Annotated in this window: 16 protein-coding genes and 3 pseudogenes; 8 read left to right on the plus strand and 11 right to left on the minus strand. The window is 47.2% G+C overall.

Translation table 11 applies throughout. The features are described from left to right. The first annotated feature begins 41 nt into the window (after positions 1 to 41). A complete protein-coding gene (locus JZI27_RS12920; protein WP_280207740.1) occupies positions 42 to 1,271 on the plus strand; it encodes an aminopeptidase in 1,230 nt (409 codons plus the stop codon). A gap of 106 nt (positions 1,272 to 1,377) precedes the next feature. On the opposite strand, the pseudogene JZI27_RS12925 reads toward JZI27_RS12920, so the two are convergent. Beyond that, positions 1,378 to 2,068 (minus strand): annotated as a pseudogene (locus JZI27_RS12925) (YitT family protein). Positions 2,069 to 2,207: 139 nt separating this feature from the next. Further along, positions 2,208 to 2,567 (minus strand): annotated as a pseudogene (locus tag JZI27_RS12930) (alpha/beta fold hydrolase); the annotation flags it as partial. A gap of 166 nt (positions 2,568 to 2,733) precedes the next feature. On the opposite strand from JZI27_RS12930, the gene JZI27_RS12935 reads away from it, so the two are divergent. Genes JZI27_RS12935 through JZI27_RS12945 form a run of 3 tightly spaced genes read left to right on the plus strand, consistent with a single transcriptional unit; the run spans position 2,734 to position 7,346 of the window. Next, positions 2,734 to 4,341: an SWIM zinc finger family protein gene (locus JZI27_RS12935; protein WP_280207741.1), complete on the plus strand. Its 1,608-nt coding sequence runs from the start codon at positions 2,734 to 2,736 to the stop codon at positions 4,339 to 4,341. After that, complete coding sequence (locus tag JZI27_RS12940; RefSeq protein WP_280207742.1) at positions 4,338 to 7,196, plus strand: DEAD/DEAH box helicase; 2,859 nt, start codon at positions 4,338 to 4,340, stop codon at positions 7,194 to 7,196. The genes JZI27_RS12935 and JZI27_RS12940 overlap by 4 nt, the downstream gene beginning before the upstream one ends. Beyond that, complete coding sequence (locus JZI27_RS12945; protein ID WP_251244893.1) at positions 7,197 to 7,346, plus strand: hypothetical protein; 150 nt, start codon at positions 7,197 to 7,199, stop codon at positions 7,344 to 7,346. Positions 7,347 to 7,362: 16 nt separating this feature from the next. Here JZI27_RS12945 and JZI27_RS12950 read toward each other — a convergent pair whose 3' ends face one another. After that, positions 7,363 to 9,633, minus strand: a complete 2,271-nt coding sequence (locus JZI27_RS12950; RefSeq protein WP_280207743.1) for an EAL domain-containing protein — start codon at positions 9,631 to 9,633, stop codon at positions 7,363 to 7,365. Between the two features lie 286 nt (positions 9,634 to 9,919). Between JZI27_RS12950 and JZI27_RS12955 the strand changes: the two are divergent. Further along, positions 9,920 to 11,379, plus strand: a pseudogene (locus tag JZI27_RS12955) (SulP family inorganic anion transporter). 186 nt (positions 11,380 to 11,565) lie between these two features. After that, positions 11,566 to 12,804: an MFS transporter gene (locus tag JZI27_RS12960; protein WP_251244890.1), complete on the plus strand. Its 1,239-nt coding sequence runs from the start codon at positions 11,566 to 11,568 to the stop codon at positions 12,802 to 12,804. An 85-nt stretch (positions 12,805 to 12,889) separates the two neighbouring features. On the opposite strand, the gene JZI27_RS12965 is transcribed toward JZI27_RS12960, so the two are convergent. The 3 genes from JZI27_RS12965 to JZI27_RS12975 all read right to left on the minus strand — a co-directional run bounded on the left by JZI27_RS12965 (position 12,890) and on the right by JZI27_RS12975 (position 14,554). Further along, positions 12,890 to 13,651 carry a DeoR/GlpR family DNA-binding transcription regulator gene (locus tag JZI27_RS12965; protein WP_122908205.1) on the minus strand — a complete coding sequence of 254 codons (762 nt, stop codon included), beginning with the start codon at positions 13,649 to 13,651 and terminating at the stop codon, positions 12,890 to 12,892. Positions 13,652 to 13,811: 160 nt separating this feature from the next. After that, positions 13,812 to 14,069, minus strand: coding sequence for a hypothetical protein (locus JZI27_RS12970; RefSeq protein WP_251244889.1), 258 nt, complete (start codon positions 14,067 to 14,069; stop codon positions 13,812 to 13,814). Next, on the minus strand, positions 14,066 to 14,554 hold the full coding sequence (locus tag JZI27_RS12975) for a hypothetical protein (RefSeq protein ID WP_280207744.1): 489 nt from the start codon (positions 14,552 to 14,554) through the stop codon (positions 14,066 to 14,068). The genes JZI27_RS12970 and JZI27_RS12975 overlap by 4 nt, the downstream gene beginning before the upstream one ends. Here JZI27_RS12975 and JZI27_RS25050 point away from each other — a divergent pair. Beyond that, a complete protein-coding gene (locus tag JZI27_RS25050) occupies positions 14,515 to 14,685 on the plus strand; it encodes a helix-turn-helix domain-containing protein (RefSeq protein ID WP_481752809.1) in 171 nt (56 codons plus the stop codon). The two genes, JZI27_RS12975 and JZI27_RS25050, sit on opposite strands and share 40 nt — an antisense overlap. Positions 14,686 to 14,766: 81 nt before the next feature. Here the strand turns inward: JZI27_RS25050 and JZI27_RS12980 are convergent, their stop codons facing one another. The 3 genes from JZI27_RS12980 to JZI27_RS12990 form a co-directional block, all read right to left on the minus strand. After that, positions 14,767 to 14,976 carry a hypothetical protein gene (locus tag JZI27_RS12980; protein ID WP_280207745.1) on the minus strand — a complete coding sequence of 70 codons (210 nt, stop codon included), beginning with the start codon at positions 14,974 to 14,976 and terminating at the stop codon, positions 14,767 to 14,769. Between the two features lie 83 nt (positions 14,977 to 15,059). Then, positions 15,060 to 15,893 carry an ethanolamine ammonia-lyase subunit EutC gene (eutC, locus tag JZI27_RS12985; protein WP_280207746.1) on the minus strand — a complete coding sequence of 278 codons (834 nt, stop codon included), beginning with the start codon at positions 15,891 to 15,893 and terminating at the stop codon, positions 15,060 to 15,062. Positions 15,894 to 15,915: 22 nt separating this feature from the next. Further along, positions 15,916 to 17,277 carry an ethanolamine ammonia-lyase subunit EutB gene (locus JZI27_RS12990; RefSeq protein WP_251244887.1) on the minus strand — a complete coding sequence of 454 codons (1,362 nt, stop codon included), beginning with the start codon at positions 17,275 to 17,277 and terminating at the stop codon, positions 15,916 to 15,918. 349 nt (positions 17,278 to 17,626) lie between these two features. Between JZI27_RS12990 and JZI27_RS12995 the strand changes: the two genes are divergently transcribed. Further along, the gene (locus JZI27_RS12995; protein WP_251244886.1) at positions 17,627 to 18,118 is read left to right on the plus strand and encodes a GyrI-like domain-containing protein; all 492 of its coding nucleotides are present in this window, start codon (positions 17,627 to 17,629) and stop codon (positions 18,116 to 18,118) included. A 46-nt stretch (positions 18,119 to 18,164) separates the two neighbouring features. Here the strand turns inward: JZI27_RS12995 and JZI27_RS13000 are convergent, their stop codons facing one another. Both JZI27_RS13000 and JZI27_RS13005 read right to left on the minus strand, forming a co-directional pair. Beyond that, entirely contained in the window at positions 18,165 to 19,739 is a 1,575-nt protein-coding gene (locus JZI27_RS13000) for a long-chain-fatty-acid--CoA ligase (protein ID WP_251244885.1), read from the minus strand. A gap of 98 nt (positions 19,740 to 19,837) precedes the next feature. Next, positions 19,838 to 20,221: a MaoC/PaaZ C-terminal domain-containing protein gene (locus JZI27_RS13005; protein ID WP_280207747.1), complete on the minus strand. Its 384-nt coding sequence runs from the start codon at positions 20,219 to 20,221 to the stop codon at positions 19,838 to 19,840. Positions 20,222 to 20,473: the final 252 nt, after the last annotated feature.

The following is a 20,473-nucleotide window of genomic DNA, read 5'->3' on the forward strand; positions in this document are numbered from 1 at the left end:
TATAATATGGTTGTTCTCATTGAAGAGGAGGCGAAGGTACATTGAAATTTGAAGATATGCTAGATCGGTATGCCGAACTTGTTGTTAAGGTTGGCATCCACGTCCAAAAGATGCAAACACTCGTAGTGTCGGCTCCCGTGCATGCTGCCGGATTTGTTCGCACCGTGGTCAAAAAAGCATATGAAGCTGGAGCCAAACATGTATATATCGATTGGACAGATGATCAAATCACCCGATTGAAATATGAACTGGCGCCAGAAGAAGCATTTGAAGAATATCCGCTGTGGCGCGCAAAGGGTTGGGAGGAAATGGCTGAGAATGGAGCAGCATTTCTCTATCTTTCTTCGTCGAACCCCGATCTTTTACAGGGCATCTCACCGGAGCGTATGGCAAAGGCAAGCAAGGCTGCTAGCAAAGCCATGGAGACATTTCGCAGTTATACGAGATCTGATAAGGTGAGCTGGTCGATCATCGCTGTCCCTTCTCCTGAATGGGCAAATACGGTTTTTCCCGATCTTCCGGAGGATGAACGAGTCATGGCATTATGGAACGCGATTTTTTCAGCGACACGTGTCGACTCTCCTGACCCTGTTCAAGCCTGGAATGACCACCAAAAAGAGCTGAACCATCGGATCGAGTATTTAAACCAGAAACAGTACAAGGTGTTGTTCTACGATGCGCCTGGAACCAATCTGTCCGTGGCTTTGCCAGACAATCACGTCTGGATCGGAGGTGGCAGCGTGAATCAAAGCGGTGTTTCCTTCATGGCCAACATGCCGACAGAAGAGGTGTTTACTGCTCCTCGAAAAGACGGTGTCAATGGCGTAGTGCGAAGCACAAAGCCGCTCAGCTACCAAGGAAATCTGATCGAAGACTTCCAGCTCACCTTTGAAAAGGGAAAGATCGTCCAAGCTGTTGCCAAAAAAGGAGAGGCGACTCTTAAACAATTGATCGCGACAGACGAAGGATCGCATTTTCTGGGTGAATTGGCGCTTGTCCCCGATCAGTCACCGATCTCTCAATCCAACATCATTTTTTTCAACACGCTTTTCGACGAAAATGCCTCCAATCACCTTGCGATCGGCAATGCCTACCCTACTAATCTGCGCGATGGCATCACCATGAGCAAGGAGGAGCTGGAAAAACACGGTTTAAATACTAGCATGGTGCATGTGGACTTCATGATTGGATCCAATGAAATGAATATTGACGGTGAGCTTGCGGACGGTACACGTGAACCCATTTTCCGCAAAGGCAATTGGGCTTTTTAATTCACCCTTCCTGACATGTGTTGGAGAGGCTCAAGCGGCCTCTCCTTTTCTATTCCCGAAAAAACGAACTCCGTGCAGCTATGGTTTATTCGACCATCAATCTTGCCTAATGAATATTCTTCTTCTTGAATTGTCCTCCGCTGACGTCGTGAATGGTTCCCATCGCAAGAAAGGAAGAAGGGTCCAATTCCTCCACGATCTCTTTTAATTTGGTATGCAATCAGAGAGTACATCGCCCGATTCCATCCAAAAATAAAGCCTGCACTCCCCAGTATAAAGATGTTGAAAAACATGACCATTTCTCCTACTGAGAATGGACTTTTTTTGTTCATGAGGATCGCTACAATTTCCGTACCGTCCAGTGATCCTCCAGCTCGAATGACCAAGCCAACCCCGATCCCGATCGTAATGCCGCCGAAAACCGCTGACAAGAGCAAATCATGTGTCAAGCCAGGGACGTCATGAAGCCAGGCTGTACCCACTGACATCACTGCCACACCAAACAATGTAGCAAAGGCAAAGGTTTTGCCGATCTGCTTGTACCCAATCATCAAAAAAGGCAGATTCAGTACAAATAAAAACAGCCCCAGCTTCATCCCGGTCAGATGTGACAGCATGATGGAAATCCCAGTAACGCCACCATCAATGATTTTGTTGGGTACAAGGAAAATTTCCAATCCGACAGCGACCAGTAGGGCTCCGACCATGATCGTGATTGCTTTCAACAAGATCCTTCGCTTCGGCGCTCGTTTATGTACGTTATGCAAAGAGGGAGTCTGCGCAACCGAATGATCCATCCTTACCATCCTTACCTCGATAATTTCCATGCACTTCCATGATTCCCCTGTTCCAATTAAAATAGCCAACTCGTGTAATAACAAGCTGGCTTTCCTCTCCATGTTTCGCTAACTACCCGATAAAGTGGGCAAGCTCTTTAAACGGACAAATCTGATCCAAAACTCCGTGAAAGATTGCAGTCGGCACATGGATTTTAGGCAAGTCAGAACGCAGATCCTCGTCTCGCAAGGCGAGGAGCCCTTGCGCCATCACAGCACGTATATCATCAGCCATACGGTCATAGGTATATCCTGTCCAAGGGCGATCCGACTTCCCGTACCCGCGTAAATCTACGCCAATACAGCGTTATCCCATTTTAGGCAATTGATCAAATTGATATTCATACATTTCATGATTAACCGGCCATCCATGTATGAAAAGGATCGGTTTTCCGTTCCCAGGATTGATATCCTCGACATAAAGATTGATATCTCGCTCTACCGTGATGTAATAGCCCATGCGAACTCCTCCATTTCTCTCTTTTCGTGGTGTAGCCTACCTGTAGCATATGAATACCAGAAACAGGAGGAACTTCGATTGCAAAAATACACTTAGATACTGGGCAGATGACGTCCTTTTTGGGTTATAATGGTGGGATGACACTTTGTACGGAGGACCTGACGAGATGTTGCAAAGAGAGCTTACACGAGAACAAGCCATTCAGACAGGCGAGCACATACTCGATTTGATGGAAGGTCACATTCTGGAACGAGGATATACGTATTTTTCGAATGGAGTCGTGTTTAACACCCGTGTGGAGGATGGCAAGCTTTTAAAGAGCGATGTACAGGGTACGCAGATTTATCATGTTTCCCTTCATCTCGATGTGGTTCAGGAAAGTACCTGCACGTGTCCTTACTCCAGACTCTGCAAGCATATAGCTGCCACTTTTTTTCAAATGTATAGCGTTTTTGATAACCCTCGTCATTATTTAACTCGTGCGCAGAAGCCCAGACTGGCTAAATACTCGCCGTCCATGCTTGCGCCCGCCTTTAAAAGCGGAATCCGAAACTTAACACAAAGCGAAACATCTGAAAGCTTGCATTCTCCCCTGCAGCCAGAATCAAGCGTCAATCAATGGTGGACATTCTTAGAGAGCTGGACGCGCAACTTGTTCGCTGCTATGGAAAGCTTTCGCGCTTCCTCTGAATTGCTCTCAAGCTATGAAAACATCCTGGGAATTGCATCAAAATGGCCGGAAAATCGTGCGCAGCTCTTTGCCGTGCACGCTACGCTCTTTCATCTGTTGAAATTGCAGGAGTTCGTCCAAACCAAACGCCAGTCCTACTGGTTTCACGATTTGTCTCAGACTGCTGAGCGCTTGCTGTTGCAGCTAGAGGGCATTCTCTACTATTTGGATGCTCAGCAGCTTTTTGCGACAGATCTAACGGACCTGGAGGAAACCAAGAATCTGGTCCAGACATGGAAATACATGGAGCCTACCTCTCTTTATTGGAGTTATGCTTATCAAATGCTCTGGTGGGAGCTGCTGCAAAAGCCGGAATGGACAACAGAAGAAGCGAATGAGCTGAATAGGCTGATCCATCTTCCTGAGACTACAGATGCAGAGAAGGAAAAATACCGCATGCTTCTCGGACATTTTCTTGTGATGATGAAAGAAGATCAAGCTGCTTTGGACATCTGGCTACCAAACGAACGCTTGAGTCTGACGTTTTATCTACCGTATGTAAAATCATTTGCTCGCAATAACGACTGGCCTCGTTTCCTTGCGTGGATCGATCGACTGGAACGTCTGGTCGGCGAAGCAGATGCTCAGCATTATCGTCTTGTTACAACTGTATGGCGAGAAGCGATGAGGCAACTCGGACGCGGTCAAGAATGCGGGAAAAAGCTCAAGAAGTTTTTACCAGGAAGTTTTCAGGAATACGCGAGCTATCTGTACGAGAACCAGCAATATAAAGATTGGGTGGACTTGCAGCTCTCCTATCGGGTTCCCTTTACAGACATTCAGGCTTGGCAAATCAAACAAGTCGAAGAGGCTGCTCCTCACCTGTTGTTCCCCTTTTATTTGCAGGAAATCAATCGACTGATCGGAGAACGGAGCAGGACTTCCTATAAAGAGGCGATCAAGCTGCTAAAAAAGGTGCGTTCCATATACAGCAAGGTCAATCAAGAAGCTCATTGGGGAAGCTATCTGGATCAATTATCAACCAAGTATAATCGGTTGCGAGCTTTCCAAGAGGAGTTAAGGAGAGGAAATCTGAATCTATGAGTAAGGTGATGACACTCAATCTTGATGCGAAACAGATGGCAGATGGCACTTTCCTGATTACCGGAAAAGAATCGTATGAGCACCCAATAGATACTGAGGAGCTGGCACGAATCCTTTTTGCCTGGGATGAAAAATCGTACTACGGTACGTTCATTCAAAAAACGGATGAAGGCTTGGTACTCAGCGCGAAGGAAGCCTTCACCTTATTTTCTAACCCCAAGTGGCTTAGCCACGTTACTTACTCCTTTAGCGATACATATCAGGAATATAACCAAACGGCTCAACTCATCCATCGAAGTCTGGCAAACCGAGCGATCATTCCTGATCTGTTGCAATGGCGAAAAGGCCGCCCTGGTTGGAAGCTGAAGGAGCAAGACGTCGCCTTGCCCAGCTACGCCAGCCTATGGCTATCCCTACTACTCGAAGAAATGATGTTTGGTGAAGGGGAAGTAGCTCGCGCATGGGAACAGCTACAATCTCATTTTCCTGCGCTCACCATGACCGGCGAGGAGCTGTCCCCTCATCTGCGGGAGCAGGAGTGGCTCCAGTCGATCGGCTGGCTTCCCGATCTCACTCCCTTTCGTACCTGTCTGCAGATTACAGAAGCTGAAGATACGTTTGGAGACTGGTCATTACAATATTACCTGCAGGATCGTGAAAAGCCAGACCAGCTATTTATGATTGAACCCTCCTATTTCTCTGTGGAAGGTGGCAGTCTAGCCGATATTCCAGAGGCGTGGCGGGAGCATTGGAGCCGATTCTTGAACGATTTGCAAAAGTGCAAGGAGATTCTCCCCTGGTATGCTGCTCGGGAAACGGGCTCAACTCCCCTTACCCAACTGAACAACGAGCAAGCATGGCTTTTTTTAACCTCCAGCAGTCTACAGTTGGTTCAAGCAGGAATTCACGTCTTCCTCCCAGCATGGTGGGAACAGGTTAGGCGTATCAAACCTCGACTGAAGGCCAAAGTAAGCTCGTCAGTTGGTACTTCCCGCCAGTCGTTTTTGGGTATCTCTCAAGTCATGGATTTTGAGTGGAAGCTCGCCCTTGGCCCCGTGGAATTAAGCGAAGATGAATTTGAGTCATTGCTCAAGCAAAAGCAGCGCCTGATGAAAATCAGAGGTCACTGGGTACAATTAACCCCTGATTTATTTCAACAATTGCAGGAAACCTTGAAGAAAAACAGAGGTAAACAGCATTTATCCCTGCGTGATGTGATGAAGCTGCATTTGACCGCTACTCCGGAAGGGCAAGATGCGGATACCTTGCTGGATACAGACGAACCGTACTCCTTGTCCGTAGAAGTGGAATTGAACAAACAATTGCTAGACCTGATGACACAGCTCCAGGGAATGACTAGCATCCCGCTCTCCCCTCAGCCTGCGACGTTTCGGGGAACGTTGCGAAAATACCAGCTTGAGGGTAGCTCATGGCTTCTTTTCTTGCGCCGTTTTGGACTGGGAGCCTGTCTTGCCGATGATATGGGATTGGGTAAAACGGTTCAATTCATCACGTATTTGCTTCAACTAAAAGAAAATCAAGAGACGCAGACTCCTTCTTTACTCATCTGTCCCACATCGGTGATCGGGAACTGGCAGAAAGAACTGGAACGGTTTGCCCCCACCCTGAATGTGTATATTCACTATGGCAACCATCGAAAGAAGCGGGAAGCATTTTTGCCGGCAGTCGATGGGACTGATCTGGTCATCACTTCGTATGCGCTCTCTCATTTGGATGAACAGGAGCTGTCTGGCATCCAGTGGAATACCATCTGTCTGGATGAGGCACAAAACATCAAAAATGCTTATACAAAGCAAGCTTCCGCTGTTCGCGACCTGCGTGCCCATCATCATATTGCCTTGACTGGTACGCCTATTGAAAACCGCCTAACCGAATTATGGTCGATCTTTGATTTTTTAAATCCTGGGTATCTGGGCAGCTTGGGCGAATTTAACCAACGCTTCGTGATACCGATCGAACGCGATCAAAATAAAGAATTGATTGCTCAAGTACAGCGATTGATCCAGCCCTTCTTGCTGCGTCGCGTCAAAACTGACCCGTCCATTCAATTGGATCTGCCTGAAAAAAATGAGCAAAAGGAATATGTTCCTTTAACTGCCGAACAAGGCGCTTTGTATGAAACAACTATCCAGGAAATGTTTGCGCGTGTGGAAAACTCAACGGCAATGGAACGTCGTGGCCTCATATTGACCACACTTACACGACTGAAGCAGCTCTGTGATCATCCCTCGCTCATCCTAAACGAGGTCACGACAGCAGATGACGTTCAGCGTTCCCATAAACTGGAACGATTGTTGGAGCTGATTGGGGACATCCGGCATAAGGGCGAACGCTGCCTGATTTTTACCCAGTACATTGCAATGGGATCCATGCTCCAGCGTATTCTTACCCGGGAAGGCTACGGTCCCGTTTTCTTCCTAAATGGATCCACCAAAAAGGAAAAGCGCGATGAGATGATTGAGCTTTTTCAGGACTCAACCCTAACGGATCAGGAACGTGGCGCCATTTTCATCCTCTCCCTGCGCGCGGGAGGTACCGGACTGAACCTGACGGAAGCCAATCACGTGATTCATTTGGATCGTTGGTGGAATCCGGCTGTCGAAAATCAGGCCACAGATCGAGCCCATCGCATCGGACAGAAGCGCAATGTTCACGTGTACAAATTTATATCGCTTGGAACCATCGAAGAGCGTATTGATGAAATGATTGACCGAAAGCAATCGTTAAGCCAGCAGATCGTAGGCAACAGCGAAAACTGGATCACGGAGCTGACGAATACAGAGCTTCGCGAACTGTTCACCCTGCGGCATGATTGGATGGATACGAGGGGGTAGGTGAAACCGTTGAATCAACAACCAGAAAAAGACGATCACGCTCAAGAGGAGCCCATGAAAAATCCAACTTTGCCGGAAGCATGGGTGCGCTTCTTGAATGCCATCCAAAAAGAAGTTGGCCAGCTCCCTGAAGCTGAAAAGGAATCTTAAATGACAACAGGTCCGATCATAGATTTGATCGGACCTGATTTATGGGGAAATATACGTCTACTGTAGTTCCTTGATTCGGACTGGAGAAAAAATGGATAACCCCTTGATGATATTCAATGATTTTGTAACTAATCATTAATCCAAGACCTGTCCCCTTTTCCTTCGTGCTGTAAAAGGGTTCACCCAAACGATGGAGCCGCTCTTCACTCATCCCGCACCCTTGATCTACAATACGAATGAGAACTTGATCATCCCCTTCCAGTCGTTGAATGATGCGGACGACGCCCCCATTCGGCATGGAATCAATCGCATTGGATATCAGTGTAACGAAAACATGCCTGATCTGGCTGGAATCACACCAGATACTGACGGGTTCCGTACATTCATTCACGATACATACCTGTCCTTGCTTTGCCTTTTCATCAAGATCAGAGATCGCTTGTAGCAGAATGTGTGAGATATTTGACGCCTCAAAATGATTCGACTGCCTCTGGGTCAAAAAGATAAATTCGCGCAAAATTTTTTCAAGCTGATGAAACTCCGCCAGCATAATATCGAAATACTCCTGTTTACTGTGTTCTCCTTTTAACAGTTGAACAAATCCTTTGATGGATGTGACAGGATTTCTGATTTCATGGGCAAGAACGGCTGCAAGATGACCGATCACCGATAACGTTTCTGTTTTTCGGATAAAATCCTCGACCTGTACTTGATACGTAATATTACGAACAACCAGAATGACCTTCTCTACGTTTCCATCTTCACTCATGACGGGTGTACCTTTCGCTTCCAGAATGAGATTGGAACCGTCTCGATGTATACTTGAAAACTTGATATGCCGAGCTTGCTTTTGATTGAATATTTCGGCAAGTATACTGGACATTTTTTCCTTGTGCTCCGCAGCTACCATAACCAAAACATGATGCTCTTTCATTTCTTCGTGTTTATAGCCAAGGACGGAAAAAACGGCTGGAGATGCGTATGTGATGTTACCCTGATGATCGAGAACGCAAACCAAATCCGACATGTTTTCTGTTATCAACCGGTAATTGGCTTCGCTCTCGCGCAAAGCCTCCTCTGCAATTTTTCGCTCTGTTATATCGACACAGTAAGCAACCACTTCCTTTACCTGATCCTGCACGTACATCGGACGCAGACAAGCAAGATAGTGTACGCCGTTTAGCGCCCCTTCATAATTGACATTTTCCTCGCCATTCCATGCTCTATCGATATATCTGATTTTTCGATCGGCATCCTGCGCCGATAAAAAATCAAACAATTCTTTGCCGACGACTTGTTCGGGAACCAATCCAAGTCTGTAGAGTAATTCCCCTTCGCATAGCGTGATGATATAACGATCCTCGTTTTTTATCGTGGTAAAGGTCATCCCCTGTTGCTTTCGCAAGGTTTGGAGCAGCTTTTGTCTGGCCAGACATAAAGCCTCAAACATGACAGACTGCTTTTGCTTATCTTCTTCCCAAGTGGATTGAAGCAAGACTTGCTGCTGTTCCAAGATCCGCCGCATTTCCTCTGCAGAGACTGGAACACTGATCAAATAACCTTGTACCAGATCACACATGTTCTCTTTCAACATCTCCATGTGTTCATCCGTTTCCACACCTTCTGCAACAACTTGCAGGCGGAGGCTTCTGGCAATGGTAATGATCGTTTTCGTGATACTGATTTCGTCTGTTGTGCTTTCATGGATCAATGACTGATCCATTTTTAATTTATCGATGGGCAGCCGCTGCAGATCACGGATCGAACTGTAACCAGTGCCGTAATCATCAATACTGATCTTTACACCGAGTTGTTTCAGTTTCTGGATGACTACGAGTGAATGCATGGCATCCACGATCATGCTCTCCGTAATTTCCAGCTCCAGATATTGCGGGTCCAATTGACTCTCTTCCAGAGCAGATTGAACCGTATGTACTATATCCGTTTCCAGGAACTGAACGGCAGATAGATTGACTGCCATGACAATCGGCGGTAGGCCAGCTGTTTGCCAAGCCTTGTTCTGCTTGCATGCCGCTCGCAACACCCAATCTCCCATAGGAACAATGGCGTGACAGGCTTCTGCAAAAGGAAGAAAAGCATGCGGCAGCAAGTACCCTTTTTCAGGATGTTCCCACCGAATCAACGCTTCAACTCCGATCAATTCCCCTGAAACTAATTCGATTTGAGGTTGGAAGAGGAGCAAGAATTCCTGTTGTTCCAGTGCGCGTATAAATTCCTCTTCCTTAATCTGCGCACCCAACAGCTCGTTGGCATTTGGACTGAACAAAACGAAACACTTCCCTCCTCTTATTAAATTCATTCTTCTCGATGCAAAATAACCAGATCATTCCAATTTTCTCTTCCCTATACTTTAAAATAAGAAGTACAAGCCTGTCTAGCGTCCGATTAAGTGTAGTTACCGCTTCTCCATAAAAACCGCTGAAACGTGTATTGCAGGTAAATTGTAATTTCGGGTAGATAAAATTTGTTTTTTTCCCTATAATCAAGCTCTGGATATAACGGCCCCGACTTTTCTGAAAGGGGAAAGTCAACACTTCACTGAGAAAGAGGTTATGGTATTGAATATGCAACACTGGAAAAGCGAATGGTTCAGCAATGTGAGAGGGGATGTATTAGCTGGCATTACAGTTGCTCTCGCATTGATTCCGGAAGCCATCGCCTTCTCCATTATTGCCGGCGTTGATCCGATGGTGGGTATTTACGCTTCCTTTTGCATTGCGGTGACCATCGCCTTTGTGGGTGGACGACCAGGCATGATTTCGGCTGCTACAGGAGCAATGGCACTCCTGATGATCACACTGGTAAAGGAACACGGGATTGAGTATCTATTTGCAGCAACCGTATTGACTGGTATTTTGCAATTGGTTTTTGGGGCTTTGAAAATTGGAAGGCTCATGACCTTTGTTCCCAATCCGTGGTGATTGGATTTGTCAACGCCCTGGCCATCCTGATCTTTATGGCCCAGCTCCCACATTTTCTAGGAGCATCGTGGATCATGTATGCCATGATGGCAGCTACTCTGGCCATCATTTACCTGCTTCCACGACTGACCAAAGCGATTCCATCTGCTTTGTTTGCTATTATCGTGATGACCGCAATCGTAATGATATCGGGATGGGATTTACGAACAGTAGGCGATATGGGAGAGATTACGCGCGCCCTGCCACTGTTTCACCTGCCCGCTGTACCGCTTACTCTGGAAACGTTGCTCATCATTCTCCCCTACTCCTTTCCTTTGGCATTGGTTGGAATTCTGGAGTCCTTGATGACTGCTTCTATCCTGGATGAAATGACGGATACGAACAGCAACAAGAATACAGAGGTCAAAGGACAAGGGATTGCAAATGTCATAACCGGTTTTTTCGGAGGTATGGCGGGCTGTGCCATGATCGGTCAATCCGTGATTAACGTCAAGTCAGGTGGTAGAGGAAGACTTTCCACGCTGGTTGCAGGAGTATTTTTACTCTTCCTGATTCTTGTACTGGGAGATATCGTCAAACAAATTCCGATGGCAGCATTGGTTGGGGTTATGATCATGGTATCGATCGGAACGTTTGATTGGCGCTCACTCGTGGATATGCGCAAGGTACCGGTTGGGGACTCGATTGTCATGCTGACCACGGTTGTCATCGTTGTACTCACCCATGATCTCGCAAAAGGCGTGATCAGTGGAGTGGTCTTGAGTGCGGTTATCTTTGGATGGCGGATGGCTCGCCTGCACGCTTCGACGTACATCAGTGACACGGGTGAAAAAGTGTATGTCATTAAAGGACAGCTGTTTTTCGGTACGATGACACATTTTTTCGACCAATTTCAGTTTCAGGAAGATCCTGAACAGATCATCATTGATTTTAGCCGCTCTCACGTATGGGACCATTCGGCAGTAACCGCCATTACCAAGGTAGCATCCAAATATGCACAGCTAGGGAAACAAGTGAACATCTCTGGGCTTAATGAAGAAAGCAAGAAACTGGTGGATCAGATCGGAATATCTGTCCCTTCCGCTCACTAAAAGCAAGACCTCCTCGCACCTGAGGAGGTCTTTTCTGTCTTCCTTTTGCTTTTGCCATATAGATTTACTTATTTCATTTATGCTTTAGTACGATCACTATTCTTGATTGGTCAGCCTCTCCGTACAGTGTTAGAATGATCACAATAGTATTTCCTGCTTTTTTACAGCAAAGGTTGTGACGGAAGGATGAATTTTTCCTGGAAACGTAATTTGTTTGTACTATGGCTAGGCGTCTTTTTTTGTAGCACGGCGTACACGATCTCGATCCCGTTCTTACCAATTTTTCTCCACACCTCGATGGGTATCAACGAAAACCTGGAGCTTTGGGCTGGTATTTCCTTCGGCATTACTTTTCTCGCTAGTGCGATGATTTCACCTTTTTGGGGATCCCTAGCAGACAAATACGGACGAAAGCCCATGTTGATCCGCTCCGGATTCAGCCTGGCGCTCCTTTATTTCTTGACCTATTTCATTACGGATCCCTACTTGTTCATTGTCCTGCGCATCTTCCAAGGACTGCTCGCTGGGTACGTTCCTGCCTCAATTGCCCTTGTCGGTACCAATACGCCTGAAAAGGATGTCGGCTATGCGCTTGGAGTCATGGCTACTGCTGGTGCAACGGGCAGCATTATTGGACCACTTGTCGGAGGATTTGTCAGTCATCTATGGGGAAACCGAGAAGCTTTTATCTTTTCTGGATTTGTCGTACTGGTTGCTGCAATGATTGCCACGTTCTTTGTCAAAGAAACCAATTTCAACCGCACCGGCCCGCGCTCGAAAGTACGTGAAGACTTGCGTGCTGCTTGGGCAAATCGCTCCCTGATGTCTATTTTAGGAGTCAGCATGCTGGTCACCTGTTCAGTCATGCTGCTTGAGCCGCTGTTGACGGTTTATGTATTGCAACTCGGCGTCAGCGAACAAGAAGCGTCTCTCAGTGCGGGTATCATTTTCGCATCCGTAGGGATCGCCACCGTCCTTGCCTCCCCTCGCTGGGGAAGATTAGGGTCCAAAATCGGATTTTCCAAGATCCTGTTCATTGGACTCATGGGCGGTGCAATCGGCAATCTGTTGCAATATTTCTTTACGGATCTGTACGGATTTGGAATTCTGCGCTTCATCTACGGCATGTTTTTCGCGGCGGTCTACCCCTCTATCAATGCGATGATTGTGAAAGTGACTGAGCCGGAGTTTCGCGGCAGAGCGTTTAGTCTGAATCAATCCTCTACACAGCTCGCAACAATGATGGGCCCGATTTTAGGTGGGATAATGGGCGGACTGATTCCGATCCGCGTGGTCTTTATCGTGAATGGCATAGCCCTGCTTGTGACAGCCATTTTGATCTATTACAAAAGTCCAGATCGCATCGCAGCGAAGGCGAAGCAAGCTTCCGTTGATTCAGCCGATCGAGAGCTTTTGGCCAAATAATCGAGTACGTGTATGCGAAAGGCGGAGGGTTTCATCACCTCCGCCTTTGCCATGCTTGAAGCACTTATTCCTTGTCCCTTGTCACTTATGGAGAAACCTTCACTTTTACGGATTTTTCCTCCAATTGGCGAATGGTCCCTTCATCGACTTCGTCATCCGTAATGATCTCATCGATTTCTGAGAGTTTGGCAAAATAGGTAAAAGCCTGGACACCGAATTTGCTTGTATCCGCCAGCAAAAAGACTTTGTCTGAAATCTCGATCATTTTCTTTTTGACTAGAGCCTGCAATTCATTCGATTCACTGATTCCGCGTTCGAGATGGACCCCTTTGCAGGAAAGAAAAGCTTTGTCGACATGATATTGATCCAATGTCCGTTCTGCGCTCGGTCCAAGATAAGAAAGGGATCGAGGTGCCAGCGTTCCACCCGTCGATATCACTTCCACCTTTTCCTTGGTGGAAAGCTCCATCGCAACCTTGATGGAGTTGGTCAATACGGTAAGCGGAATATCTGGTACGATCGCCGCCATGTACCAAGCCGTGGTGCTAGCGTCTAGAATGATCCTATCATGCGGTTCAATATAAGCAACAGCTTGTCTGGCGATCCGTTTCTTTTCCTCCATCCGTGTTACTTCACGTTCTAGATAAGGAATTTCCGGTTGCTGGTCCGCGATGCTGACTGCTCCGCCGTGGCTCCTGATTAAACGCCCCGCTTCCTCCAATCGATCCAGATCCCGACGTATGGTCTCCTCTGTCACGTTGCAAATCTCACTCAATTCTGATACTCGAATACTGCCCCTGTCGTTTACCAAACGGACAATCATTTCATGCCTCTCAGCTACAAGCATCGTCATCCTCTTTCCCGTACCTTATTGCGGACGCCACGTTTTTGTTTTGCGAGTCGACTGTTCTTTTTTATTTTGTATATCTTTGATTATACCAGTTTTACCCGCTACTATAGGAAGAAATTTGAGGATTTCTTTTGTTTTTCTTTTGTAAGCTCGTTCCCTACAGCGTAACCTGCTTGATCGACATAAGCTGAGCAACCTTTTGAAGCAGACGTGCGTGGTGTCCAATCGCCAGCGCACAGTGATGTGTGGGCGCTTCCATAAACCAACGTTCCATATACTCGTCAGGATGCTGACGAAATTTCACGGGAGTCTGGGTATTGCCTATCTTCATCGTCGGTCCGTTGGTGGATTCTCCCTCACTAAATATCATCTTCAGCTTGCCTTCGCCAGTCTGTGTCAGGTTAACCGTCGTCACCGGGCCTTTTTTACTTTTGCTTCAACCGATACGCCAGTTCCCTGTTTCCCGTGATAAAGTCCCATTCCTCGCAATATTGGTTTGCCTTCTGAGATGGCCATATGGAACGGTCCGTCATGTCCCAACAGGATTGTTTCATCCTCATAATCCACGACGACGATCTCGGAGTAACTACCGCCAATCCCGAGTGAATCACAAATTTTCATCGCGATGGCTGTCTTGAGATCTCCCTCTCCTGCACAAGGAATCCCTTTTGCAGTAAGTAGCGAATGGCCCACGATGAAGCCTGCCTGCAGCTTCTCATAAGGATTCCCAGATGCGCCGTGATAATAATAAGTCAATGCGTCCAGATCGTAATGTCGAACCAGCTTTTCCTGTGCAGCAGCTACCCTGCAAGACCATTCAAGCTGTTCGTCAGTAGGCTTTTTGGCGATCGGGTCCGACGGTGAGTCACCGCTTATCGCAAACATGTCTTCTACGTCCATTCTCCGATCTCACCGTAGCTGCTATCGCGTTCGAGGTCGGGATCGATCACGTCAGCCATTTTATTGACTTGTTCAAAAAACGCGTGGACATGACTCCCCTCGCCTATCGAAAAAGGTGGCAGGGTCCATGACGTTCACCTTCCTTGACATGAAAAAAATGCTGAGGGATTGGCTCCTTCAGCATTTTTTGACATGATTCTTCTACCTGCTTTTTAGACTCCCGTACGTCTGCGTTGATTGTTTGGTTTCTTCGTATGCTGGCTTTTCATTGTTTGATTGGCCGACTTTTGGTTCTGGAAGGAAGAATTCCCATTCGATTGTGCCTGTTTTTTCTCAGCCATTTTGCGCTTGATCGCTTCTTGCAGACTGATTTTTCCTTTGCCTTCGGTAGCTTCGATGTCGTTTTGGTTTGGCTCCTTCATGCGTAGCAACTCCTCATGAAAAATGGTTGATCTCCTTGTATTCTAGTGCATGATAGCAGGAACTGCCAATAGGAATCTACTTGTTATTTTGCTCGAAGCTGCGCATATTTTACACCACTTGCCTGAAAACGTAAAATTTCCTCCAGTACATCTGCTAAATATGCCCCTGCTTCGATCGGCGGAGTGCCACCGCGATGGATATTGGAGATGACGGTGCGGTCTGACTCTACGGTATGATGATCAGGCTTGTAAATCATGTAGGCGCTCAGACTCTCTGCGGTGGCAAGGCCAGGCCTTTCACCAATCAGGGAGATGACCACTTTACATTTCACGATAGAGGCTACATGATCCTGCACCCAGACACGGCCACGATGGATAAAAATCGGCTTTGCAACCTGAATTTTTTTCAAAGCCAAACCTTGCAGCAACGCTGGCAACAAGTCCGGAATGGTGGCTTCACATGCTGACGTACTAAGTCCATCGGATATGATGATTTGCACATCCTTGTTTTTTTCCCCATGCTTCTCCAGCCAACGGACCGAATCCTCTGACAAAAAGCGTCCCGAATCCAGATTCATCAAGTACTCCTGCATATCGGCAGCCCTGGTATGAAGGACGGGAAGTCCCAAATCCTCAATCAAGGAAGGATCAATCGTGTTCATGACAGCATCATGGGCAGCAGCTTGGTCGATCCGAAATTGCAGATAGCTCGTCGTTTTCATACGCGTACCAGCCCGCCCAATCCCGATGCGAGCAGGAGTCCTCCTCATGGCTCGCTCCAGGACTTCCGGATTATGCGGCTTTGGGACTCCCGCTTGTTTATCTTCTGGGAAATGGATGCTTTCCAGATGTTCATTTTTCTTGGATAACTCCTCTATCACTCTTTGGACCAAATGATCCAGGTTTACCTGTTTCATCCCTTGTTCCCTCCCCTGACGCTCAGTCAAAAATGGATAAGTCCCCAGCCCGCTCCGTCAATCGACCATTCTCCATGATCTCCATCTTCTCCAACCATTTCTCAAATTCGCGCAAAGGTCGAAAACCCAACAGTTCTCGCAGACTGGCGTCATCATGATAGCTCGTATCCTGATAGCTGAGCATGACATCATCTCCGCCCGGAACGCCCATGTAAAAGTTCGCCCCGCCCAATGCAGTCAGCATTCCGGCGATCTCCTGATCATTTTGGTCCGCATACATGTGATTCGTATAGGTAGGGGCTATTCCCATCGGCAACCCATGCAGTTTGCCCATGAACAAATCCTCCAGATCAGCGCGAATCATCTGCCTGCCATCATACAAGGTCTCTGGACCGATAAAGCCCGAAACATTATTCACCATAAAAGGCTTCCAATGGCGGCAGAAGCCATAGGTTCGGGATTCCAGCGTCTGCATATCAACCCCTTCATGCGAATCGAGGGATACTTCTGAGCCTTGACCTGTTTCAAAATACATGACATTGGGGCCTGAAGCGGTGCCATAGCGGAGCATCAGCTCCATTGCCTCATCGAGAATTTCTTTATTGACTCCAAATGCATCATTGGCTTTCTGCGAGCCTGCCAAGCTTTGAAAGAGGAGAGAAATGGGCGCACCACCTCGCAGGGCCTGCACCTGTGTCGAAATGTGGGCGAGGACACAGTTTTGCGTAGGAATCTGCCAACGCTGCATAAAATCATGCGTCATCTTCAGCAGCTTGGTAACGCTTTCAACTGAATCATTATTTGGATTGATGCCAATCACGGCGTCCCCTGACCCGTAAGAAAGTCCTTCTTTGATCGAAGCCATAATACCCTCTGGATCATCAATCGGATGATTGGGCTGACAGCGGAAAGCAAGTCGGCCCGGCTCTCCAATCAAGGTGTTGCAGTAAGCCTGATGACGCATCTTCTGTGAAGCTAGGACCAGGTCGATGCTCGACATCAATTTGGCAACAGCGGAGATCATTTCACTGGTTAGTCCCCGGCTTATTCGTGTAAGCTCTGGCATCCCCGATGAAAAGGATAGGATGTATTCACGCAGCTCGCCAATCGTCCATCCCTTGATTTCGTTGTAGACGGACAGATTGATATCGTCATAGATGACGCGTGTTACTTCATCCCTTTCATAGGGAATTACGGGATTCTCATAGATATCACTTAGCATTATTTCGCTTAGAACCACTTTGGCAGCCATTCTCTCCAAGGCAGAGTTTGCTGACAGCTTGCTCATTTGATCTCCTGATTTTTCTTCACTAGCTTTCGCAAGCACCTCACGTACGGAGCCAAATTGATATTGCTGTTTACGTATCACACAGGACAGCTTCATGCAGACACCCTCTCCCATTTCTTCGATAAGTAGAAAACAGTGGACTCCCAATAAAAAAAGTGCTATTCCATGCTGACGGGATTCCATAACCCGCAGCATAAAAAAGCACCATTGCTTCGCTCTCTTCACTTTTCCCATACGATTGAACTCACAGCAAGCATTCTTCATTAAACCCGACACCGTTGTCGGCCTATAATCAAAATATTCATTTTATTACCATTATAGCTGGGTTAATGACCCATTTCTACAAGTTTTCATGACAAATATTATAATTCCTCGGTTGAACTTCCTAGATAATCCCCTTATAATCTAAATAACAGAACGTATGTTTGTACAGGAGGAGAACACATTGTCCCAGCACATCCTAGTCAGTGATCCCAAGAAGGTACAGGGATTCACATATCTTTGCCGATCAGCAAAAACAACCAATGAAGCCGAGATGAATGGCGTAGGCGTCATCCCTGCGCAATGGGACCTTTTTTTCCGTGAGGGTGCACTTGAGCCTTTTCCATCCAGAAAAAGCGATACCATTCTAGCTGTTTACACGGAATATGAATCGGACGAAACGGGTTCCTATACCTTTGGAATCGGAACAGAGATCGCCCCCACTGATCCGCTTCCAGCTGAAATGACCAGCTATAGTGTGGCAGAGGGCACGTATGTCGTCTTTACTACTAGAAAAGGGCCTGTCTCCGAAATTGTGGTAGAAGCCTGGGCTTACATCTGGGAATGGTCCAAAACACATAAGCGGGCTTTCCTGACGGATTTTGAGGTCTACGATGAGCGCTGCATCGATCCTGCCAACAGTCAGGTAGATATTTATATCTCTGTTTTGGAGTAGAAAAAAACGCTCCTGCTGCGATTGCGTTCACAACAGGAGCATACTCTCAATTCACTTGACGCGGCATGTCTTTCCAATAAAGGGATCTCAGATGCCGTTTCAAAATCTTTCCGGCACCACTCTTCGGCAGCTCCTCCATGAATTCAATCCTTTTCGGGATTTTGTAGCTGGCCACCCTGCCACGCATGAAATCCACTATCTCTTGCTCGGTCATCTGACTGCCTTTCTTTTTCACCACAGCCGCCAAAACGATTTCTCCCCACGTTGGATCAGGGGCACCAATCACGGCTACCTCCACTACATCCGGATGTTGATAGATGATGTTTTCTACCTCTGGCGAGTAAATATTTTCTCCCCCACTAATAATCATGTCTTTTTTACGATCCACGACATAGAGGAAGTAATCCTCGTCCAGATAGCCCATATCACCCGTGTGGTACCAGCCGTTTTTCAAGACTGCTGCCGTTTCCTCAGGCAAATTCCAATACCCTTTCATGATGTTCGGACCCCGTGCGATGATCTCCCCGACTTGGCCGACAGGAAGTTCATTTCCCAATTCATCGACGATGCGCACCTCAACGCCCATGACTGCATGACCTGCCGAAAATAGACGTCGCTGATTTTTAGCCGAATCATCGAGAACATGATAATCCGGACTGAGCTGAGAGATTCCAGGAGAGGCTTCGGTCATCCCGTAGCCTTGGGTCCATTTGATGTTGGGAAACTCCTGCATCGCTCGCTTCAATAGCTCGTATGGCATCGGTGCCGCACCATAAGTCACTCTCTCCAAGGAGTGAAGGTCATACGCTTTGTAATCCGGATCATTCAACACCATATTTAGCATGGTGGGTACCAGCAACGTATTCGTCACCTTGTATGTATCCACCGCTTTCATGAACCCTTTCGCAGAAAAGGCGCGAATCACACAATGCGAGCCTCCTGCATTGGTGATGCTGATCATGCACATGCCGTCTGCCAAATGAAACATCGGCGCAGCATGCAAAAAACGACTGTCAGGATTTTGATGATTCAGAACTCCGGCGTGATAGTAATTACTAATCAGGTTGCGATGGGTTAGCATAACTCCTTTGGCGCGGCCAGTCGTCCCTCCCGTGTAGAACAAGCCAGCTACATCGTCCTCATGCAAATCGTCAGCGTAGCGCAACGGCTGATCGGTCGCCTGCTGAATCCAGTCCTCATAGGATTCGAGCCCAAGCTCACGAATCTCCTCATCCTCTGCCAGAACGTAATGGAGCAGGGATGGCACCTCCTTTTTCAACAAGGGAGCCACTTTCACAAATTCCCGATGCAAAAAGAGGACCTTGGCACCCGAATCCTGGAGGATGTACATCAATTCTTCAGGCGACAGACGATAGTTAAGGGGTACGATCAAAGCACCCAAGGCTGTAACACCGTACATCAATTCCAGATAACGAAAGCTGTTCAGCATCAATACAGCGACTCGATCTCCTTTTTGAATGCCCATCTTTTGTAGCGCTTCCTTCAATCGTGCGGATCGATTTGCCAGCTGACGGTACGTAAACTGCTTGTCACCGTCAATGACTGCGATCTTTTCCGGTCGGGTTTGGACATTACGCAATAAACCTTTTGTAATAATCATGATACAACCTCTCCCTAGTCAGGTTTGTTGAGAGCCTGAACATGATGTCAACGCCGGGTCAATCTCCCTCCATCCGTTTTGTACTCTATACGTCTACATTACGCCTTCTTGACCTCGAATAAGGCACTTACCTTCGTCTCTCCTTCTTCATTTACCGCGAATGCCTGACATTTCCAAGTGTTATCTGTCTCACCAATTACCGTTCCCTTGATGGTAATCGACTCGCCGGGAAGCGTCATTGCTTGAAAGCGAACGGAAAAACGGAGCAGCTGATCGGGGTGGAACCAAACCCCGATAGCTTGACCGATAAATCCCATGATCATCATCCCGTGCGCAATGACTCCGCCAAGCCCTACTTTTTCAGCAAAGGGCACAACCGTATGGATGGGGTTAAAATCACCGGATGCTGCTGCGTATCGAACCAGCTGGGTGTGATTGATCTTCCCTTTCTCCACAGGTCTCCATTCATAGCCAACGTTCACGTCACTACCTCCTCTCAATGCCTTTCAATGATCGTGGAGCGGCTGATCAAAACCGTTTCTCCTTGCTGGTTTTGATACGTTTTTCTCACAATGTAAAAATTCACCCCAGCTTTGCTATAAGCATTTTCCACTTCACCTGAGGCTGTAATGACATCACCTGGCCGAATTTTGCCCAAATGGGGTACCGCCAGCAAAACGCAGATTTACAACGCTAAGGACTTCTGGATATAAAAATAGCCGGTTTTCACCACG

It is taken from the genome of Brevibacillus sp. AY1, assembly GCF_029870785.1.
Taxonomy (GTDB): domain Bacteria; phylum Bacillota; class Bacilli; order Brevibacillales; family Brevibacillaceae; genus Brevibacillus; species Brevibacillus invocatus.

Coding starts and splice junctions, on each gene's coding strand:
- JZI27_RS12935 (WP_280207741.1), top strand. CDS start 2,734: ATGTTGCAAAGAGAGCTTACACGAGAACAAGCCATTCAGACAGGCGAG.
- JZI27_RS12940 (WP_280207742.1), top strand. CDS start 4,338: ATGAGTAAGGTGATGACACTCAATCTTGATGCGAAACAGATGGCAGAT.
- JZI27_RS12960 (WP_251244890.1), top strand. CDS start 11,566: ATGAATTTTTCCTGGAAACGTAATTTGTTTGTACTATGGCTAGGCGTC.
- JZI27_RS12965 (WP_122908205.1), bottom strand. CDS start 13,651: ATGCTTGTAGCTGAGAGGCATGAAATGATTGTCCGTTTGGTAAACGAC.
- JZI27_RS12975 (WP_280207744.1), bottom strand. CDS start 14,554: ATGGACGTAGAAGACATGTTTGCGATAAGCGGTGACTCACCGTCGGAC.
- JZI27_RS12980 (WP_280207745.1), bottom strand. CDS start 14,976: ATGAAGGAGCCAAACCAAAACGACATCGAAGCTACCGAAGGCAAAGGA.
- eutC (WP_280207746.1), bottom strand. CDS start 15,893: ATGAAACAGGTAAACCTGGATCATTTGGTCCAAAGAGTGATAGAGGAG.
- JZI27_RS12990 (WP_251244887.1), bottom strand. CDS start 17,277: ATGAAGCTGTCCTGTGTGATACGTAAACAGCAATATCAATTTGGCTCC.
- JZI27_RS13000 (WP_251244885.1), bottom strand. CDS start 19,739: ATGATTATTACAAAAGGTTTATTGCGTAATGTCCAAACCCGACCGGAA.